Below are 17,405 nucleotides of genomic sequence, written 5' to 3'. Positions count from 1 at the left end.
AAATAATAGAAACACATTTGTATTCTTATTAATTTTTCGTAAGATCAGTAAAATAATTTAATACATCTTTAGTCCTTCGTAACACTTCATCCTCATCCTTGCCGGTTATTAGAACCTGCCCTGTTCGTTGAGTAGTATCCAGCTTAGTATCAGGCATTTCCTGATCAGGATTCCAACTGTACTCTACCTCTATAACTCCTGGCATGTTCATTAATAATGAACTATCTGGTAACGACTTTATAGTAGAGGAGGCAGAGGGAAGAAAAGTCCAACCTACGCATTGCGGAGTTTTAGTTGTTGTAGATAAAACTTTTTCGCCAAGGGATAATCGAACAAGAACTTCATATAAGTTAATATCATATAAATATTGAAATGCCTTATAAATAAATCCTCCTCCCACACGAGCTGCACATTCGCTAAATATAAGTTCGTCATTTTCATCATTCTTGAATAATTCCATATGAAATACACTATTTTTTAATCTAAGCTTTTGTAAAGCCTTCTCAACAAATTGATGAAATTTATCATAAAGTTTTTTATTGGTTTCAGGATGTAAAGTCACACTGCCTACTATTCCTCCATTTCTTATGCCAATTAAAGGAAAGTTGTATTTTGATGCTGTAAAGCTTTGAAGTTTACCTTCTAAAACCCATCCATCTATATGCCATTCATCACCATATACAAAGCGTTCTATGACCATACTCCTCGGAATTTCAGCAGGATTTTCGGCCAATTTTTGTTTGTGAAGTTCTATGCATTTTTCTAACTCTTCTTGGCTATAAGCTATATAAGTATAAGAAGTAGCAGCACCTGCAACTGGTTTAAGTACTACAGGATATGGATATTTCTCCACAATAACAAAATTTTCGATATCATCAATCATCCAAGAATCGGTCACTGGTACAACTCCACGTAATAACTTCTTTTGATAAAATTTGTCTCTAAATGCCACTGCAACATAGGGTTCAATATATGGCTTAGAAACAATACAGCTTAAAATTGAAGCATTTACAACAAAATATTCCTCAGTTGTTATAACAGCATCGAAATTGGTTTCGTTTGATCGCATTAATGAAAAAAGTGTCGTTTCATCTTTAGAAAGATTCTCTACAAATATTCTTTTTTCATTATCACCACAAGCTGGAAGTTCACTTATGTCTTCCCACGGATCAATAAGAATTGTACTATGTACACCAAGTTTATTGCAGGCATCTACTAAACCTTTGCGATAACCCAACATAAGAATACGATATTGTTTAGTCATAAATAAAACCTCTTTTCATAATGAAAATAGTATCATCTCCAGTTGAGATGCATAACTAGACAAGAAAGACAAGCCCCTGATTTTTCGAATTCTGACATTGGCACAAATACAGGTTCAAGTTCTACAAGCTTGGTAATTCTCTCCACTGAAAGTTTAATATGTCGCAGTAATGATCTTGAAACGTTAAAAATACACACCCTTTTACCTTTATAAAGTGGATAGTTTATTGAATGTTTAAGACCAATACTTATACATCTTCTATTTGAGAGAAGTATTTCACTGTACAATTTTTCTTATTCATCAAAATTCACCCCACTATTATTCAACATAGTTTTTAAACAATTTATTATTTCTACAAAATTGTTAAAATTCCTTCTTAATTTATGAAATTAATCTCATCTTAATGTTCTCTTAATTCTTAGAAAAAAAAACTTAAGCACATATAAAATTGTATTTGTGCTTAAGTTTTTTTACGAGTATTTAGTTAATATCCTTTCTGCTATGACTTCCATAGGAAGAGTTGAGTCCATGCTCATCTTCCTCATTAAAGTATAAGCTTCATCTTCATCTAATTTTTTTACTTTCATCAACAACCCTTTAGCTCTCTCTATTTTCTTGCGGGCTTCTATTTGTTTCTTTAAACTTTCTATTTCATGTTTTAAGGATAAATATTTTTTATGATTTTCAATTACAAATTCCGTTAGACTTAATAAAACAGCTTTATCGATTGGTTTTAGCAAATACGCAAATACTGAATAGTTTTTTACTTCTTCAATAAAACCTCTTTGAATAGTCTGCGTCATCAATATAACCGGTGCTACATTATCGCTATCTATGATATGTGCTACCTCATATGCATTCATCCCCACAATACCCATATCTACCAAAACAAGATCAGGCATCAAGGAGCGAGACAGCCTGACTGCGCTTCCACCATCTCTCGCTTCATAGACTAGATGACCACTAGACAACAACATTCCTTTTAGTGCATTTCTGCTGTAATCATTGCTATCAGCTATTATGATGCGCCACTGACTCATGAAAACACCTCACCTTAAAACTTAGTAAGGTATTGGTCTATCTCCCACCTCGTGACATAAGTCCTGTAGGAATCCCACTCAGACCATTTTGCCTCAACATATTTGTTGTATATGTGTTCACCTAACGCATTTTTTATTACTTCGTCTTTTTCTAAAATAACTAAAGCCTCTTCTAAAGAGTCAGGCAATTTTTCTATGTTTAACTCTTTAATTTCATTTTCGTCCATCTCATAAATATTTTTGTCAACAGATGGCGGTGGCGTTATTTTGTTTTTTATGCCGTCAAGACCTGCAGCTAATGAACATGCCAACGCTAAGTACGGATTATTAGAAGGATCAGGCGACCTAAGCTCTATCCTCGTTGAATTTCCTCTTTTATCAGGTATTCTTATCAGTGGGCTTCTGTTTCTTCCAGACCATGCAATATAAACAGGAGCTTCAAAACCTGACACAAGCCTTTTATAGGAGTTAACTGTGGGATTTGTTATACATGTAAGTGCCTTAGCATGTGATAAAAGTCCGCCAATGTAATAATAGCAATCTTTGCTAAGGCCCATTTGGTCATTTGGATCGTAAAATGCATTTTCACCGTCTTTCATAAGGGACTGATTCAAATGCATTCCTGAGCCAGCAATGCCGTACACAGGTTTAGGCATAAATGTAGCATGCAATCCGTGTTTTTGTGCGATTATTCTTACAACCATCTTAAACGTCATGACATTATCTGCCGTTGCAAGTGCATCATCGTATTTAAAGTCTATTTCATGTTGCCCAGGTCCTACTTCATGGTGCGACGCCTCTATTGCAAATCCCATTTCTTTTAACGTAGAAACCATTTCCTTGCGGGCACTTTCTCCTAAGTCAACTGGTGCCATATCAAAATACCCTGCCGCATCTTGAGTAATTGTAGTTGGGTTGCCTTTTTCATCAGTTAAAAATAGGTAAAATTCACACTCTGGGCCCACATTCATTGTGTAACCTAGTTTTTTGGCCTCTTCTAAATTTTTCTTTAAGACATATCTTGGATCGCCTTCAAAAGGCGTACCATCGGGATTGTATATATCGCAAATAAGCCTTGCCTCTACACCACTGGTAGTTCTCCATGGAAATATTACAAAAGTATCAGTATCAGGTCGCAGATACATATCAGATTCTTCAATTCTGACAAAACCATCAATAGAAGATCCGTCAAACATGATTTCATTATTCAGAGCCTTATCTAATTCTTCTATTGGAATTGACACATTTTTCATTACACCAAAGATGTCACTAAATTGCAAATGAATAAATTCAACACCACGTTCTTTGGAAATTCTCAATACATCTTCAGCACTGTATTTATTTCCCATAGCCATCCTCCTTAAATAAAAATAGGTGTACTCAACTAAAGGTTGCATCTCACCCTTCTATTGAGGACACCATTGCCCATCTAAATATAAGACTTTACAAAATTATAGCACATAAATCACCGCATAACAAGATGATATTTTTATGACACGGTTTCATTCGTCCTTTTTAACGAGTTCCACGTCTATGCCATCTATAACTCCAGAGATTAAGTTGAAAAGCCATGCACCAAGTGCACTGAAAAGTGACAATATAATCCCGTAAATTATACCAAAAAGGAGTCCTCCAAAAATCCCCATACCAAAAAGCCTAGCATCCCCTATACTCCCTAATAAACCACCTATTAAGCCAAATATAGCTCCTATTATGATACCGTATAGAAATGTAAATTTGAAGACTGACAAAACAGAGATTTTTTTGATTTTATAATTCCACATATATCCACCCCTTTCTATGTAGTTTTTCAATAATGCAGCTACGCTATAATTATATTATACCATATTTTTCTTATGCACGTACAAAAATTAATAAACTTATAAATTTTAAAAAAATATCTAATCATGAAATTGAATCTAATAAGTCATATTGGTAATACTATTTCTTGAGGTGATTGTATGAAAAATTATCAAAAAGTGATGTATTTCTTGTTAGTTATTATGATAGCACTTCAATTGTCTGCATGTAAAAATAAGCAGAAAAAGCCGACACCGCAAAAAAAGCCTAATATAACGCAAAAAATGCCTACTCCAAAAGAGCTTACAAAAATAGAAAATGACATAGAGACAATTATAAAGGAAGGTCAAAAATTACAAGAATCACAGCAAAGCAAACAAAGTAGTAAATCATCTGTATCAGCATTAGCACCTCAAAATCAGCAGCAAGGAGGCAAATCAACTAGCAAGGGCGGAAATAAGCAAAAGCAGCAAAAAGAACCACCTGAGAAAAAATCATGGATTACAATTGATAAAACAGTCAAGGACATACATACTAATTGGAATGTTCTAAGTCCTATAGCAGCAAAAGCAGGTGCAAGTACAGATTTATTAAACAATGTAAGCACCGCCATAAATACTTTGACAACAAAATCTACAAATAAATTATTAAATGACACGATGATTGCTGCCAATAATGTTTACAAATATATATCTGAAATTGAAAATTATTTCAAGACAACATCACCTCCAGACATTAAAAAGCTTAGGTTTTACAACAGAGATATTGATTTTAATTCATCCATAGGAAAATGGGACGTAGCAACGAAAGATATAAACGATCTAAAAGTAATCTGGAAAACTTTAAAAGTAAAACTTCCGAAAGATGCAAAAACTGCATCAGATAAATTTGACTCGGGCCTCAGTGAATTGGAAAAGGCAGTACAGGCAAAAGACAGCACGATCACAAAGATTAAATCGAATGTTCTAGAGTCAGATATTAAGTCACTTGAAAAAGCTTCAGGGTCAAAAAAATAACCTCATTTTGGGGTTATTTTTATATAACCTTATTTTATTGACTTCATATAATAATAATGATATATTTTATATAACAAAAGTGCTTTATTACATTATATTATTGAATTCATATATTTAAGGAGGATAATAATGGGAGTCAATGTAGCAATTGTAGGTGCAACAGGCCTTGTGGGCAGAACTTTTATAAAAGTTTTAGAAGAAAGAAATTTTCCAATAGATAAATTATATCTATTCGCATCGAAAAGGTCTGCTGGTCAAAAATTATTATTTAAAGAAAATGAATACACAGTTGAGGAACTAACAGAAAATAGCTTTGACAGAGATATTAAAATCGCATTGTTTTCGGCAGGTGCAACTGTAAGCAAAAAATACGCACCTATAGCAGCCGAAAAAGGTGTTACAGTCATTGACAACTCCAGCGCTTGGAGAATGGATGATAATGTACCACTTGTAGTTCCGGAAGTAAATCCACAGGACATAAAATGGAATAAAGGAATAATAGCCAATCCAAACTGTTCAACAATTCAAATGGTAGTTCCCTTGAAACCTCTTCATGATAGATACAAAATAAAGAGAATTGTAGTTTCAACATATCAAGCTGTATCAGGTGCAGGTAAAAAAGGTGTTGATGACCTTGAAAGAACATTAAATGGTGAAAAAAATCAGTGTTTCCCATATCCAATTGCAAATAACTGTATTCCTCACATCGATGTATTTTTACCTGACGGTTATACAAAAGAGGAACTAAAAATGATAAATGAAACAAAAAAAATCATGGGGGATAATTCCATAAAAGTATCACCAACTACAGTGAGGGTACCTGTAAAAAATTCACACAGTGAAAGTGTCAATATAGAGTTTGAGAAACCGTATCAGATGGAAGATTTAAAAGAAGTTTTGAGAAATGCACCTGGAGTGGTTCTGATGGACGATCCTGAAAACAATATTTATCCAGTTGCAACAATTGCAACAGGCCATGATGAAGTCTTTGTGGGTAGAATTAGACGTGATGAAACAGTATACAGCGGATTAAATATATGGATTGTAGCAGATAATATTAGAAAAGGTGCTGCTTCCAATGCTGTTCAAATTGCTGAGTTGCTTATAAAATAAAGCCACTCATAATAAGAAAGGATGGTTAAATTATGCCAGTATTTAAGGGCTCGGGTGTCGCACTCGTTACTCCTTTCACCGAAGATGGAGTTAATTTTAACAAGTTAGAGGAACTTTTAGAATGGCATATAAAAGAAGGTACAGATGCTGTAATAATATGCGGTACTACTGGTGAATCTTCAACAATGACAGAAAAAGAAAGAATGGATGCAATAAAATTTGCAGTTGATAAAGTAGCAGGAAGAATCCCAGTCATAGCCGGCACCGGCAGTAATGATACACGGCATAGCATTGAATTGAGCCAATATGCTTCATCGGTTGGCGCTGATGCGCTTTTAGTAATAACGCCATACTACAACAAAACTACTCAAGCGGGTCTTGTTAAGCATTTTACGGAAATTGCAAAAAACGTTGATAAGCCAATAATAATATACAACGTACCAAGCAGAACAGGTATGAACGTAAAACCAGAAACATATCTAGAAATATGCAAAAATGCTGACAATGTTGTAGGTGTAAAAGAAGCCAGCAGCGACATAGTTCAAATAGCTGAAATAGCACGAATAATGGGCGATAGATTTGAAATATATTCAGGGAATGATGACCAAGTGGTGCCAATTTTGTCTTTAGGAGGAATCGGCGTTATTTCTGTCACAGCAAACATCATTCCTAAAAAGATACATGAAATGGTAATGCTATTCTTAAATGGAAATATAGAAGCTTCAAGAAAATTGCAATTAGAATTAAATCCTTTAAATAGTGTCATGTTCATAGAAACAAATCCAATTCCAGTTAAGACAGCTATGAACTTAATGGGTTTTGAGGTTGGTCCATTGAGGCTTCCTTTAGTCGACATGAGCGAGAAGAATTTAAATATACTGAAATCTACATTAAAAGAATACGGATTATTATAAGGAGGCCATAATATGATAAGAGTCATTATAAACGGATGCTGTGGAAAAATGGGCAAAGTGGTTGCAAGCATGGCTTCTTCAAGCCCAGACTTTGAAGTTGTTGCTGGAATTGACCAAAATCAATGTCAATGTGGATTTCCTGTATACAAAAGCCTTGATGAAGTAAATGAAGATGCAGATGTAGTCATAGATTTTTCATATCATACTGCTGTGCCACAATTGCTAAAAGCCGCAGTAAGCAAAAATTTACCTGTCGTAGTTGCTACAACAGGTCTTGATGATGAAGAAATTAATTCTGTTATTGAAGCATCAAAATATATACCTGTATTTAGATCTGTCAACATGTCATTAGGCATAAATGTGCTTCTCAGTTTAGTTAAAGAGGCTGCAAAAGTTTTAAGCAATGATTTCGATATAGAAATATTGGAAATGCACCACAATATGAAAAAAGATTCACCAAGTGGAACTGCCCTTTTAATAGCTGATACCATCAATAAAGTACTTAACGATAAAAAAGAATACGTATATGGCAGACACTCCAAGACGGATTTGCGGGATAAAAATGAGATAGGAATTCATGCTCTAAGAGGTGGTACTGTTGTTGGCGAGCATGAAGTAATTTTTGCGGGCCATGATGAAATTATAAAAATCAGTCATTCTGCCAGATCCAGAGAAATATTCGGCAATGGCGCTCTTTTTGCAGCAAAATTTCTAGTAAATCAAAAGCCCGGATTATACGATATGGAATCACTTGTCAAGAAAGGATGATAATATTTGAGCTCAAAAGATGAAATGACAAATCCATATGAGATAGCAAAATTCATAAAGGAGTCAAAAAAATCGACTCCTGTAAAAGCTTATATAAGCGGAAACATCGACGTTGATGAAAAAACATTTAAAGTATTTGGCAGTGGTGATTTTAAGATAATCTTCGGTGAACTAGACGACTTAAAAAAGCTTCTGGATGAAAATAAAGATAAAATTAAAAATTATCATTTGGAATACGATAGACGCAATTCTGCAATACCATTGCTGGATATAAAAGACTTAAATGCCCGCATTGAGCCTGGTGCAATTATTCGTGACAGAGTTAAAATAGGCAAAAACGCTGTAATAATGATGGGGGCAATTATAAATATAGGTGCTGAAATCGGAGAAAACTCTATGATAGACATGAATGCAGTTGTTGGCGCAAGAGGAATAATCGGCAAAAATGTGCATGTTGGCGCTGGTGCCGTTATCGCAGGTGTACTTGAACCTCCCAGCAGCATACCTGTAATTGTTGAAGACAATGTGTTAATCGGAGCAAATGCTGTATTGCTTGAAGGTGTGAGAGTAGGCCATGACGCTGTAGTTGCAGCAGGTTCTGTAGTTACAGAAGATGTTCCTCCAAACACTGTAGTTGCTGGTGTCCCTGCAAAGATTGTTAAAATAAAAGATGAAAAAACAAAAGAGAAAACTAAACTTCTAGATGATTTAAGAGGATAAAAAACCCGGTTTTTGCCGGGTTTTAAAATTCTATGCCGTATCTTGCTGGAATACCTTTTTCATATGGATGTTTTATAAGTTTCATCTCTGTAACAAGATCAGCATTCTCGATTAACTCTTTTGGAGCATTTCTTCCTGTCAGAACCATTTCCATCGTATCAGGTTTTTCCCTCATAAGTTTAAGTACATCATCTACAGAATATATGTTATTATGTATTACCCCCATTATTTCATCTAATATGAGCATATCACATTCACTATTTTTTAAAATATCTTCTATAAATTCATATGCTTTATGCATTTCATCCTTAAGTATATTTTTTTCCTCTTCAGTCATTTGAAAGAAAAACTTTTCACTAGATTGAAAGCGAAATACCTTAAAATTCTCATAATTGTTTAATATATGAAGTTCTCCAGTATCACGTCCTTTTAAAAATTGCACCATATATATTTTGTAATTTCTCCCCAATGCTCTAACACCAAGTCCAATAGCTGCAGTAGTCTTGCCTTTTCCATCTCCTGTATATATTTGAATGAGACCGTTTTTCAATACTTATCTCTCCTTTTGTTTATAAATGTTTATTGCTCTGTTGAAATCAATTCATCTTTATTAGCCTTTTCCATTTTAGTTATTGATACCTCATACGCAGTTCTAGTTATAATTTCATTATTTTCTCCTCTTTTTTGATATTCCCTGCTTTGTACTCTTCCCCATAATTTTATTCGATCACCGACTTTTAATTTTTCGCAAAATCTTGCATTTCTCCCCCATGCTATAACAGGAATATAATCAGACTTACTATATGGTCTATTGACAGCTATAAGTAAATCAGATATTTCCCTTCCAAATGGAGTTGTTCGATAGACTGGATCTTTACATATAAATCCATCTAAAAATATCTCATTAGGATTCTTTATGTATTCATCATCACTTACAACCATAATATCCCTTGCAAAAATAGTCAGTATTAACCTATTTTTCCCCCCATTTGGTGATTGTCTATTATACGATCTTAACTGTCCATCAATTTTTACTCTAGTACCAGGGCCTAAATTTATTCCTTCGAATAGCCTGTTTGATATAGTAATCGGAAGCATGTCTTTTACATCACTTAATCTAGGTACTTCAAGTATAAAATTGTAAAATTGCTCACCATAAAGCTCATGACTAAATTCTAAGTCATTGACAATTTTACCAGTTACATTTACCATATTATTTCCTAAAATATTTCCTGCCATCTGTTTACTCTCCCCTTCCATCATGTGTACCTTCTTATGATATTAATATTATCAATGAAGAGCATTTATGACAGGTTAGTTAAAATATTTAATCGTTTTACGGCGATATTAAATAATAAAAAAACAAACTTCATCAAATCACCCAACCTCAATATGAAATATTACGAAATAGTTCTTATGTAAAATTAATTATTGTCGGCATCAAAATACTTTTGCATTATTATTTTCCTCAATATTATATAAAATAATATCATTAATCTTGTTTTTTTGCAATTACTATTATAGAACTTTATAAAATTTTATTGATTTTGATTTAAATGCTGTCTTCCCTCATGATCGATATAATAATTTTCTTTATAAATAAGCTGGCTTATTGGAACTATTTGATACCCATTTTCTTTTAACTTATCTATAATATAAGGAAGTGCATCCGCTGTAAAATCGCCATTATTGTGAAACAATATTATAGACCCTTTTTTTACGTTTGGTAATACTCTATTTATTATAGCCTCAGTATTGAGATCTTTCCAGTCAAGAGAATCAACATCCCACTGTATCGTATAATATCCTAGGCTTTTTGCTGTTATAATGACTTTATCGTTGTAATCACCAAAAGGTGGTCTAAATAAATATGGCTTTTTACCCGTTAGCTTGACAATCTTTTCTTCATTAACTTTTAATTCATTGACTATTTGGCTATCACTTAATTGAGTCATGTGAGGATGTGTATTGCTGTGATTTTCGACGTCATGGCCTTCTTCAGATATCTTTTTAACCAAATCGGGATACTTGTCAACCCACAACCCCGTCAAAAAAAATGTAACCCTAACGTTTTTGTTCCTAAGTATTTGCAATATTCTTTCTGTTTTATCACTGCCCCACGATGCGTCAAATGAAATCGCAACTCTTCTATCAGGTATATCAACACTATAAATCGGAAGTTGCCTATTAATATTCAAAAAAGTCCTCACTACAGGTGGTATCCCATAATTGAAATATAAAACGGAGATAAATGCTAGTACAAAAACAGCAAATAAATTGACAATAACGCTTTTCTTTACAAAATATATTTTCACAAAAAATAACCTCCCAACTATAATCTATAATTAATTTATTCCTGTGGGCGGTTATTATTACAACTTTATATGAGATTTAATAAGTCTGAAGGATTGCTTAAATCCTTAAGTATAATATCTGCTTCCTCCACTGTCTCTGGATTGCCGACCCCTACTGATAGCATTCCTGCTCTATTTATAGCTTCTATTCCAGCTTTGGAATCCTCTATGCCAATACAACAGCAAGGTTCTACTTTAATGCCGTCTGCTGCATTTAAAAAAATTTCAGGATCCGGTTTTCCATTCTTTATCTTCTCTGCATCCACGATATAATCAAAAGAATCTAAAAGTCCAAGATTGTCAAGAACAGTTTTTGCATTTTTGCTTACAGATGCTACGGCAATTTTAATTTCTCTTTCCTTTAAATTATTTATTAAGTCGCATACACCAGGTAGTATGTCTTGGGGCGTTATTTTTTTTATCATTTCCTTATAATAATCATTTTTCTTATCTGCTAAATAATGCTTTTCTTCATCGCTAAAAACTTTATCGCTATTTTTTAATATTATTTCTAATGATTCAAGTCGGCTAACCCCTTTTAAATTCTCATTTATTTTTCTATCAAAATAAATATTAAGTTCATCTGCTAACTTTTTCCATGCAAGATAATGGTACTCAGCAGTATCTGTTATAACGCCATCTAAGTCAAATATTATACCTTTGTATTTAATACCTTTGTTCTTCAAGTTTTTTCACCTCTTTTTCAACTTTTAGGCCATTCGATAGCAATATTTCTTCATCGTACAAGTAGATCCTCATTTCTGCGCCGTCTATCAATAAAAATGATATCTTATCTTGAGTTATATCAACGTGCAATTTACAATTCTTATACTTAACATTGTATGATAGCAATCTCCACCCAACAGGAATATTAGGCATAAAATGAAGCCCATCAGGATATGTCATCATTCCGCCAAAACCATTTATAATTGCACTCCAGGCACCTGCCATGCAAGCAGTGTGTATCCCATCTTTAACATTTCCATTGTAATCATCCAAATCCATCCTCGCCGTCATCATAAAATAATCGTATGCCTTTTCATAATAGCCGACTTCATTTGCCAATATGCTAAATATTGCTGGCGATAAAGACGAATCATGGGTTGTTATAGGTTCATAATAATCGTAATTTCGCTTTATTTCGTCAATGCTAAAAAGTTCTCTTCTAAGATACATCAATAGCAATACATCAGGCTGTTTACATATCTGATATCTATATATGTTAAGATAATGCCTGTGAAGCAAAAGAGGCTTCTCACTTTCTAAATCTTTTACATTCAATTTTTCCTTATATAAAAAGCTATCATCTTGTGGAATAATATTTAATTCAGCTGAATAAGGCAGATACATGTTCTGTGCCGCAATATTCCATTCTTCTAGTTCATCATCGCTAAGGCTTATCTTCTCAGAAATTCTTTTATAGTCGTCTGGAGCTTTTTTAATCATTTCCTTTGCGACAAAATACGCATATTCTAAATTCATCTGTGCCATGTAATTTGTATATGCATTATTATCTACCAAAGCTGTATACTCATCAGGACCAGTAACACAATTTATGCAGAACTTATTGTTTTTAAGAGGGATGTAAGAGCCAATGCTTATCCATAGCCTTGCTGTTTCAAAAACAACTTCAGCACCATACTTAAATAAAAAATCGTAATCTAAAGTTGCTTCAACATATTTTTTAATGGACAGTACTATATCAGAATTAATATGGTATTGGGCTGTACCAGCCGGAAAATAAGAGGAACATTCAGGTCCATCGATTGTCCTCCAAGGATAGAGAGCACCTTTATAACCTAATTCTTTTGCCCTTTTTCTCGCCGCATCAAGCAAATTATACCGAAACATAACAAAGTTCTTGGCTATTTCAGGTTTTGTATAAAGAAAAAATGGCATAATATAAATGTCCGAGTCCCAGAAGTAGTGACCCTCATATCCTTCACCTGTCAATCCTTTAGCACATATATTAGTAATATCATTTTTAGACACCGATTGAAGAAGCTGAAATTCATTATACCTTATACCCTGCTGTAATGAAATATCGCCATCTATAACTACATCTGCATCAGCCCAAAATTCATTTAGGTAATCAGATTGTTCTTTAAAAATGATATCTACACCAATCCTTTTAGCATTTTCAACTTCTTTTAATGCCTCATCTATTATACAATCTTCTGCACACTCCCTTGATGTATAGTATGAAATATACTTAGTCAGCTCAAATGTCTCACCTTTTCTAGCGTCTATGTTAAATTCAATGCCCACCTTATCTTCATATCTATAATTTACAAATTTAAATTGATTTTTGGTTTTTATCTCATGGTTAAATGAACATACATATTTTAGTTTGCTTCTTTTCGTGCTCTGCATTATCCAGCCTAAATAACTATCTACTTGACTTTCCAGAGTTTCCATCACTTTGCCCTGCATATTGCTCCCAACACGAACGTCTTCTGATTCATTTCTATAATTGATGTTGCCATCTATCTCTGAAATCAATTTTACATTACCACTAAAATTAATTGGCTTAAACAAAAACACTATGACCCCAAGGTGTTGCCTTTTAAATGAAATCAATCTTCTAACTATAATCTCTATCCTCTTTCCCGTTTCTGTTTCCCATAACAGCTTCCTTTCAGTAAATCCTTCTTTCATGTCAAGTACTCTCTCATATAAGATTAAATTTCCCTTTAATATATCAAATGGTTCATTATCTATAAATAATTTAATTATTTTACTATCAGCAACATTTACCATTGCTTCTCCATAGCTTGGAAAGCCATATCCACCTTCTGTATATTTAATGTCATAAACCTCGTAGAAACCATTTATATATGTCGCATTAAATGTTGTATCATCAGGTCCCGTATACCCTTCTTCAAATGTTCCTCTCATTCCAAAGTATCCATTTCCTAAAGAAAAAATAGTTTCATTTCGATAATTCATATTAATATCAAAGGCATTCTCTCTTATTTTCCATTCTTCGTACGGATATATTGATTTTTTCATATGAACCTCCACACTTTCTATATATAATCAGTTAACTTTTCTACTTAATAGCACCAGCCATTACACCTTTAATGATGTACTTTTGAGAGAATAGATAGAAAATAATAACAGGTATTATAGTCAGCACTAAACCAGCCAAAGCCAAATTCCACTCTATTGTAAACTCACCAAAGAAGAAAAATGTCGACAATGGAATCGTCCTTAAATTAGGGCTGCGCAAAACCAATGATGGAAGCAAATAGTCATTCCAAAGTGAAATAACATTTAATATGGCGACAGTTACAATAATAGGTTTAAGATTAGGAAAAACTATTCTCCAAAAAAGTTGAAATTTACTACATCCGTCTATTGTCGCTGCTTCTTCCATCTCCAGCGGTACATTTTTAATAAACCCGTGAAACAAAAATGTGGACATACCTATTCCAAATCCTATATTCATAAAAATTAGACCATATCGTGTATCAATTAATGAAAAGTTAATACCAGGTATCTGCCATTTGCTTAAATACTGTACAAGAGGTATCATTACTGACTGAAAAGGTATGAGCATGGTAGCAACTAAAGTATAAAATATGACATTTGAAACAGTAGTTTTATTTCTTTCAAGAACCCATGCTGCCATCGATGACAATATAATTATAAACACAACGCTTGTCACAGTTATAAACAATGAATTTCCCAATGCAGTCAAAAAATTCATCTTCTGAATAGCCTGAATATAATAAGTAAAGTTGAGTGATGAAGGCAAACTTAATTCACTTGTAAATATTTCTTTTCTGTCTTTAAAAGAATTAATAACCATAATATAAACTGGAAATATAACAAATAGTGTTAATATCCAACCAAATATTTCAAGAATAGATATACCTCTCTTGGCTTTTTCCATCACATTTCAACCTCTCTTTTCTTTGTTAAATATACCTGTACAAGTGTAATAACCATAATTACTACAAAAAACACAACAGCTTTAGATTGGGCTATTGCATATTGATTGTGCTTATACGCTGTTTGAACTATATTCATAGTCAATAATTCAGTCGTACCATATGGTCCTCCATTTGTAAGAGATAAATTTGTATCATATTGTTTAAATGAGTTTGACAATGTTATAAAAAGGCTAATTGTAAAAGAAGGAACAGTAAGTGGCAGAATAATATTAAATAATCTTCGAATAGGTCCAGCTCCATCAATCAAAGATGCCTCTATAATATCTTGATTAATACTTTCAAGACCGGCGATGTAAATAATCATCACATATCCAGACATCTGCCATGCGGATACAATGACAATACTCCAAAAGGCCATATTAGGATCATTTATCCAATTAAAAAATATATTTGAAGCGCGCAACACGTTACCCAATTGCACAAATAACTTAGTAAATATAAATTGCCATATAAATCCTAATATTAACCCTCCTATAAGATTTGGCATGAAGAAAATAGACCTCAAAATATTTCTCGTCTTCATTTTTCGAGTTACAAGAAGAGCTAATGAAAATCCTATAATATTTGAAACAATAACCATAATAACAGCATATTTAAACGTCAATAAAAATGCATTTAAAAAATTATCATCCTTAAATACTTTCAAATAGTTACTGAAAGCTACAAATTTTGAGCCTGCAAATGTGAAACCATTCCAATCTGTAAATGAATAAGCAATCCCAAGAATAAACGGTATTATAACAACATTTATAAAAATAAATAAAGAAGGTATTAAAAATAGCCAAAAAGTTAAAGTATTGCTATTTTTTTTCATATTTATAATCATTCCTTTCGCTTCGCTCAAGGCACAAAACGTAATGAAATGTGCCACTTTGAGCTAATTTTGTTCTATAATTATGTCATAGGGATATCAGTAAACTACAAATCACGGGGAGGTGAGTGGTTTGCTACATCTACGTAGTGACCGCATTTTTATATGTGTAGATTGTCTTTCCAAGCACAAATAAGTGTGCCACTGAGCACGTAACCTTATCTTTGTTTAAACATTCTCGTTTAATGCTAGACAATCAGTCAATGCTGTCTATCCCTTTAATTTTTAGAACCTATCGGTTTAGAAAGGAGTTCCCTATGGCTTTAAAAATCGTGTATAAAATCTGTTGTGGAATTGATGTACACAAAACCTTTGTGGTTGCATGTATTGCTTCCACTAATTCTAATGGAATTACCACCTATAAAAGCCATCGCTTTTCTACCTACACGAAGGGTTTAAGAGAGCTGTTACAATGGCTTTTGGACAATAACTGCAAGGATGTTTGCATGGAATCTACCGGGAAATACTGGATTCCTGTGTTTAATATATTAGAAAGCTCCTGCAACATCATACTTGCACATCCTAAATATGTTAAGGCTATTCGTGGTAAAAAAACTGACAAGAAAGATGCAAAATGGATTGCTGACCTGTTTAAGCATGATCTTGTTGCCGCTAGCTTTATGCCTCCTGCTGATATTAGACAACTTCGTGACTTAATGCGCTATCGCTTTAAGCTTATTTGCTTTATGTCTAGCGAAAAGAACAGACTCCAAAATTGTCTCACGGTTTCTAACATACAGTTAGGAAACATTGTTTCAGACACTTTCGGCAAAAGTTCTCAAAAGATAATTGATAAGCTTCTAGAAAATCCTCTTGATACTTCCTTTGATATTGGATCTTTAATTCATGGTTCTATGCTAAAAAAACTTCCTGAGCTTTATCGCTGTTGATGGTTATATTACGCCTGAACAAGCTGGAAAATTAAAGATCATCAAAGGTCATTTTGAAGATTTGGAATCCCGGAAAGCAGAGTTAGAAAAACTAATTCTTGCGCTCGCTGCGCCTTATCAACAAGAACTAGACATAATTCTAACCGCTCCATCGTTTAAAAATATTTTCTCGGCTATTACTGTAATATCTGAAATCGGCGTAAATATGGAGGCTTTTCCTTCAGCGAAACACTTATGCTCATGGGCTGGACTCACTCCAACTAACAATGAGAGTGCAGGCAAGAAAAAATCTGTCCGGGTTTCCAAAGCAGGATGTTACATTAAGCCGCTTCTTGTGCAGTGTGCTAACTCTGTAGTTAAAAGCGAGAAACATCCTGAAATTCGTAACCGCTATTTGCGCATCAAAAAGCGTCGCGGCCACAAGAAAGCAATCATTGCTATTGCAAGAATGCTTCTTACAGCATTATACAACATGTTGAAGAAGAAAGAACCATATAATGCTGAATTATATAAAAAATCTGATGCTTTTCCCGCAAAACGCGAGATTACGGTTGAGCAAGCTATACTATTAGCTCAACTTCAAGGCTATAAAATAAAGCCAGCTATTTAGCCTTAACACTTACTTCGATATTTAATTTTTAAAAAGTCATCAAAAGATGGCCTGTTTGCTATGCCATTTTATTCTTATTGCAATTT

18 protein-coding genes are annotated in these 17,405 nt (G+C 33.5%); 7 read left to right on the top strand and 11 right to left on the bottom strand.

Annotated elements, in window-relative coordinates:
* Window positions 1-28: 28 nt before the first annotated feature.
* The 4 genes from TTHE_RS05285 to TTHE_RS05270 all read right to left on the bottom strand — a co-directional run bounded on the left by TTHE_RS05285 (window position 29) and on the right by TTHE_RS05270 (window position 4,088).
* A complete protein-coding gene (locus TTHE_RS05285; RefSeq protein WP_231292726.1) occupies window positions 29-1,240 on the bottom strand; it encodes an ATP-grasp domain-containing protein in 1,212 nt (403 codons plus the stop codon).
* A 494-nt stretch (window positions 1,241-1,734) separates the two neighbouring features.
* On the bottom strand, window positions 1,735-2,304 hold the full coding sequence (locus tag TTHE_RS05280; RefSeq protein WP_013297556.1) for an ANTAR domain-containing response regulator: 570 nt from the start codon (window positions 2,302-2,304) through the stop codon (window positions 1,735-1,737).
* Between the two features lie 14 nt (window positions 2,305-2,318).
* On the bottom strand, window positions 2,319-3,653 hold the full coding sequence (gene glnA / locus TTHE_RS05275) for a type I glutamate--ammonia ligase (protein WP_013297555.1): 1,335 nt from the start codon (window positions 3,651-3,653) through the stop codon (window positions 2,319-2,321).
* 153 nt (window positions 3,654-3,806) lie between these two features.
* Window positions 3,807-4,088 (bottom strand): hypothetical protein, encoded by a 282-nt coding sequence (locus TTHE_RS05270; protein ID WP_013297554.1) that lies wholly within the window; start codon window positions 4,086-4,088, stop codon window positions 3,807-3,809.
* A 177-nt stretch (window positions 4,089-4,265) separates the two neighbouring features.
* Here TTHE_RS05270 and TTHE_RS05265 point away from each other — a divergent pair, with 177 nt between their 5' ends.
* The 5 genes from TTHE_RS05265 (at window position 4,266) to dapD (ending at window position 8,635) form a co-directional block, all read left to right on the top strand.
* Complete coding sequence (locus tag TTHE_RS05265; protein ID WP_013297553.1) at window positions 4,266-5,120, top strand: hypothetical protein; 855 nt, start codon at window positions 4,266-4,268, stop codon at window positions 5,118-5,120.
* Window positions 5,121-5,249: 129 nt separating this feature from the next.
* On the top strand, window positions 5,250-6,233 hold the full coding sequence (locus tag TTHE_RS05260) for an aspartate-semialdehyde dehydrogenase (RefSeq protein ID WP_013297552.1): 984 nt from the start codon (window positions 5,250-5,252) through the stop codon (window positions 6,231-6,233).
* A gap of 32 nt (window positions 6,234-6,265) precedes the next feature.
* Window positions 6,266-7,147: a 4-hydroxy-tetrahydrodipicolinate synthase gene (dapA, locus tag TTHE_RS05255; RefSeq protein WP_013297551.1), complete on the top strand. Its 882-nt coding sequence runs from the start codon at window positions 6,266-6,268 to the stop codon at window positions 7,145-7,147.
* Window positions 7,148-7,159: 12 nt separating this feature from the next.
* Complete coding sequence (gene dapB / locus TTHE_RS05250; RefSeq protein ID WP_013297550.1) at window positions 7,160-7,915, top strand: 4-hydroxy-tetrahydrodipicolinate reductase; 756 nt, start codon at window positions 7,160-7,162, stop codon at window positions 7,913-7,915.
* Window positions 7,916-7,939: 24 nt separating this feature from the next.
* Window positions 7,940-8,635 (top strand): 2,3,4,5-tetrahydropyridine-2,6-dicarboxylate N-acetyltransferase, encoded by a 696-nt coding sequence (gene dapD, locus TTHE_RS05245; RefSeq protein ID WP_049774948.1) that lies wholly within the window; start codon window positions 7,940-7,942, stop codon window positions 8,633-8,635.
* Between the two features lie 22 nt (window positions 8,636-8,657).
* Here dapD and TTHE_RS05240 read toward each other — a convergent pair whose 3' ends face one another.
* The 7 genes from TTHE_RS05240 to TTHE_RS05210 all read right to left on the bottom strand — a co-directional run bounded on the left by TTHE_RS05240 (window position 8,658) and on the right by TTHE_RS05210 (window position 15,762).
* The gene (locus TTHE_RS05240; RefSeq protein WP_013297548.1) at window positions 8,658-9,185 is read right to left on the bottom strand and encodes a cob(I)yrinic acid a,c-diamide adenosyltransferase; all 528 of its coding nucleotides are present in this window, start codon (window positions 9,183-9,185) and stop codon (window positions 8,658-8,660) included.
* Window positions 9,186-9,214: 29 nt separating this feature from the next.
* Window positions 9,215-9,874 carry a single-stranded DNA-binding protein gene (locus TTHE_RS05235; protein WP_041587555.1) on the bottom strand — a complete coding sequence of 220 codons (660 nt, stop codon included), beginning with the start codon at window positions 9,872-9,874 and terminating at the stop codon, window positions 9,215-9,217.
* Window positions 9,875-10,173: 299 nt separating this feature from the next.
* The gene (locus TTHE_RS05230) at window positions 10,174-10,950 is read right to left on the bottom strand and encodes a polysaccharide deacetylase family protein (RefSeq protein ID WP_013297546.1); all 777 of its coding nucleotides are present in this window, start codon (window positions 10,948-10,950) and stop codon (window positions 10,174-10,176) included.
* A gap of 65 nt (window positions 10,951-11,015) precedes the next feature.
* Window positions 11,016-11,675: a beta-phosphoglucomutase gene (gene pgmB, locus TTHE_RS05225; protein ID WP_013297545.1), complete on the bottom strand. Its 660-nt coding sequence runs from the start codon at window positions 11,673-11,675 to the stop codon at window positions 11,016-11,018.
* Window positions 11,656-14,001: a glycoside hydrolase family 65 protein gene (locus tag TTHE_RS05220; RefSeq protein ID WP_013297544.1), complete on the bottom strand. Its 2,346-nt coding sequence runs from the start codon at window positions 13,999-14,001 to the stop codon at window positions 11,656-11,658. The genes pgmB and TTHE_RS05220 overlap by 20 nt, the downstream gene beginning before the upstream one ends.
* A gap of 40 nt (window positions 14,002-14,041) precedes the next feature.
* The gene (locus tag TTHE_RS05215; RefSeq protein WP_013297543.1) at window positions 14,042-14,887 is read right to left on the bottom strand and encodes a carbohydrate ABC transporter permease; all 846 of its coding nucleotides are present in this window, start codon (window positions 14,885-14,887) and stop codon (window positions 14,042-14,044) included.
* Window positions 14,887-15,762, bottom strand: a complete 876-nt coding sequence (locus TTHE_RS05210; RefSeq protein ID WP_013297542.1) for a carbohydrate ABC transporter permease — start codon at window positions 15,760-15,762, stop codon at window positions 14,887-14,889. Before TTHE_RS05210 ends, TTHE_RS05215 begins: the two co-directional genes overlap by 1 nt.
* Window positions 15,763-16,091: 329 nt before the next feature.
* Between TTHE_RS05210 and TTHE_RS15135 the strand changes: the two genes are divergently transcribed.
* A complete protein-coding gene (locus TTHE_RS15135; protein ID WP_196793664.1) occupies window positions 16,092-16,709 on the top strand; it encodes an IS110 family transposase in 618 nt (205 codons plus the stop codon).
* Window positions 16,710-16,770: 61 nt separating this feature from the next.
* Window positions 16,771-17,319 (top strand): transposase, encoded by a 549-nt coding sequence (locus TTHE_RS15130; RefSeq protein WP_196793663.1) that lies wholly within the window; start codon window positions 16,771-16,773, stop codon window positions 17,317-17,319.
* The last annotated feature ends 86 nt before the right edge of the window (window positions 17,320-17,405 follow it).

The organism is Thermoanaerobacterium thermosaccharolyticum DSM 571 (genome assembly GCF_000145615.1).
GTDB lineage: Bacteria > Bacillota > Thermoanaerobacteria > Thermoanaerobacterales > Thermoanaerobacteraceae > Thermoanaerobacterium > Thermoanaerobacterium thermosaccharolyticum.
This window is presented reverse-complemented; position numbering and strand designations above follow the sequence as displayed.

Coding starts and splice junctions, on each gene's coding strand:
- TTHE_RS05285 (WP_231292726.1), bottom strand. CDS start 1,240: ATGTTGGGTTATCGCAAAGGTTTAGTAGATGCCTGCAATAAACTTGGT.
- TTHE_RS05280 (WP_013297556.1), bottom strand. CDS start 2,304: ATGAGTCAGTGGCGCATCATAATAGCTGATAGCAATGATTACAGCAGA.
- glnA (WP_013297555.1), bottom strand. CDS start 3,653: ATGGGAAATAAATACAGTGCTGAAGATGTATTGAGAATTTCCAAAGAA.
- TTHE_RS05270 (WP_013297554.1), bottom strand. CDS start 4,088: ATGTGGAATTATAAAATCAAAAAAATCTCTGTTTTGTCAGTCTTCAAA.
- TTHE_RS05265 (WP_013297553.1), top strand. CDS start 4,266: ATGAAAAATTATCAAAAAGTGATGTATTTCTTGTTAGTTATTATGATA.
- TTHE_RS05260 (WP_013297552.1), top strand. CDS start 5,250: ATGGGAGTCAATGTAGCAATTGTAGGTGCAACAGGCCTTGTGGGCAGA.
- dapA (WP_013297551.1), top strand. CDS start 6,266: ATGCCAGTATTTAAGGGCTCGGGTGTCGCACTCGTTACTCCTTTCACC.
- dapB (WP_013297550.1), top strand. CDS start 7,160: ATGATAAGAGTCATTATAAACGGATGCTGTGGAAAAATGGGCAAAGTG.
- dapD (WP_049774948.1), top strand. CDS start 7,940: ATGACAAATCCATATGAGATAGCAAAATTCATAAAGGAGTCAAAAAAA.
- TTHE_RS05235 (WP_041587555.1), bottom strand. CDS start 9,874: ATGGCAGGAAATATTTTAGGAAATAATATGGTAAATGTAACTGGTAAA.
- TTHE_RS05220 (WP_013297544.1), bottom strand. CDS start 14,001: ATGAAAAAATCAATATATCCGTACGAAGAATGGAAAATAAGAGAGAAT.
- TTHE_RS05215 (WP_013297543.1), bottom strand. CDS start 14,887: ATGGAAAAAGCCAAGAGAGGTATATCTATTCTTGAAATATTTGGTTGG.
- TTHE_RS05210 (WP_013297542.1), bottom strand. CDS start 15,762: ATGAAAAAAAATAGCAATACTTTAACTTTTTGGCTATTTTTAATACCT.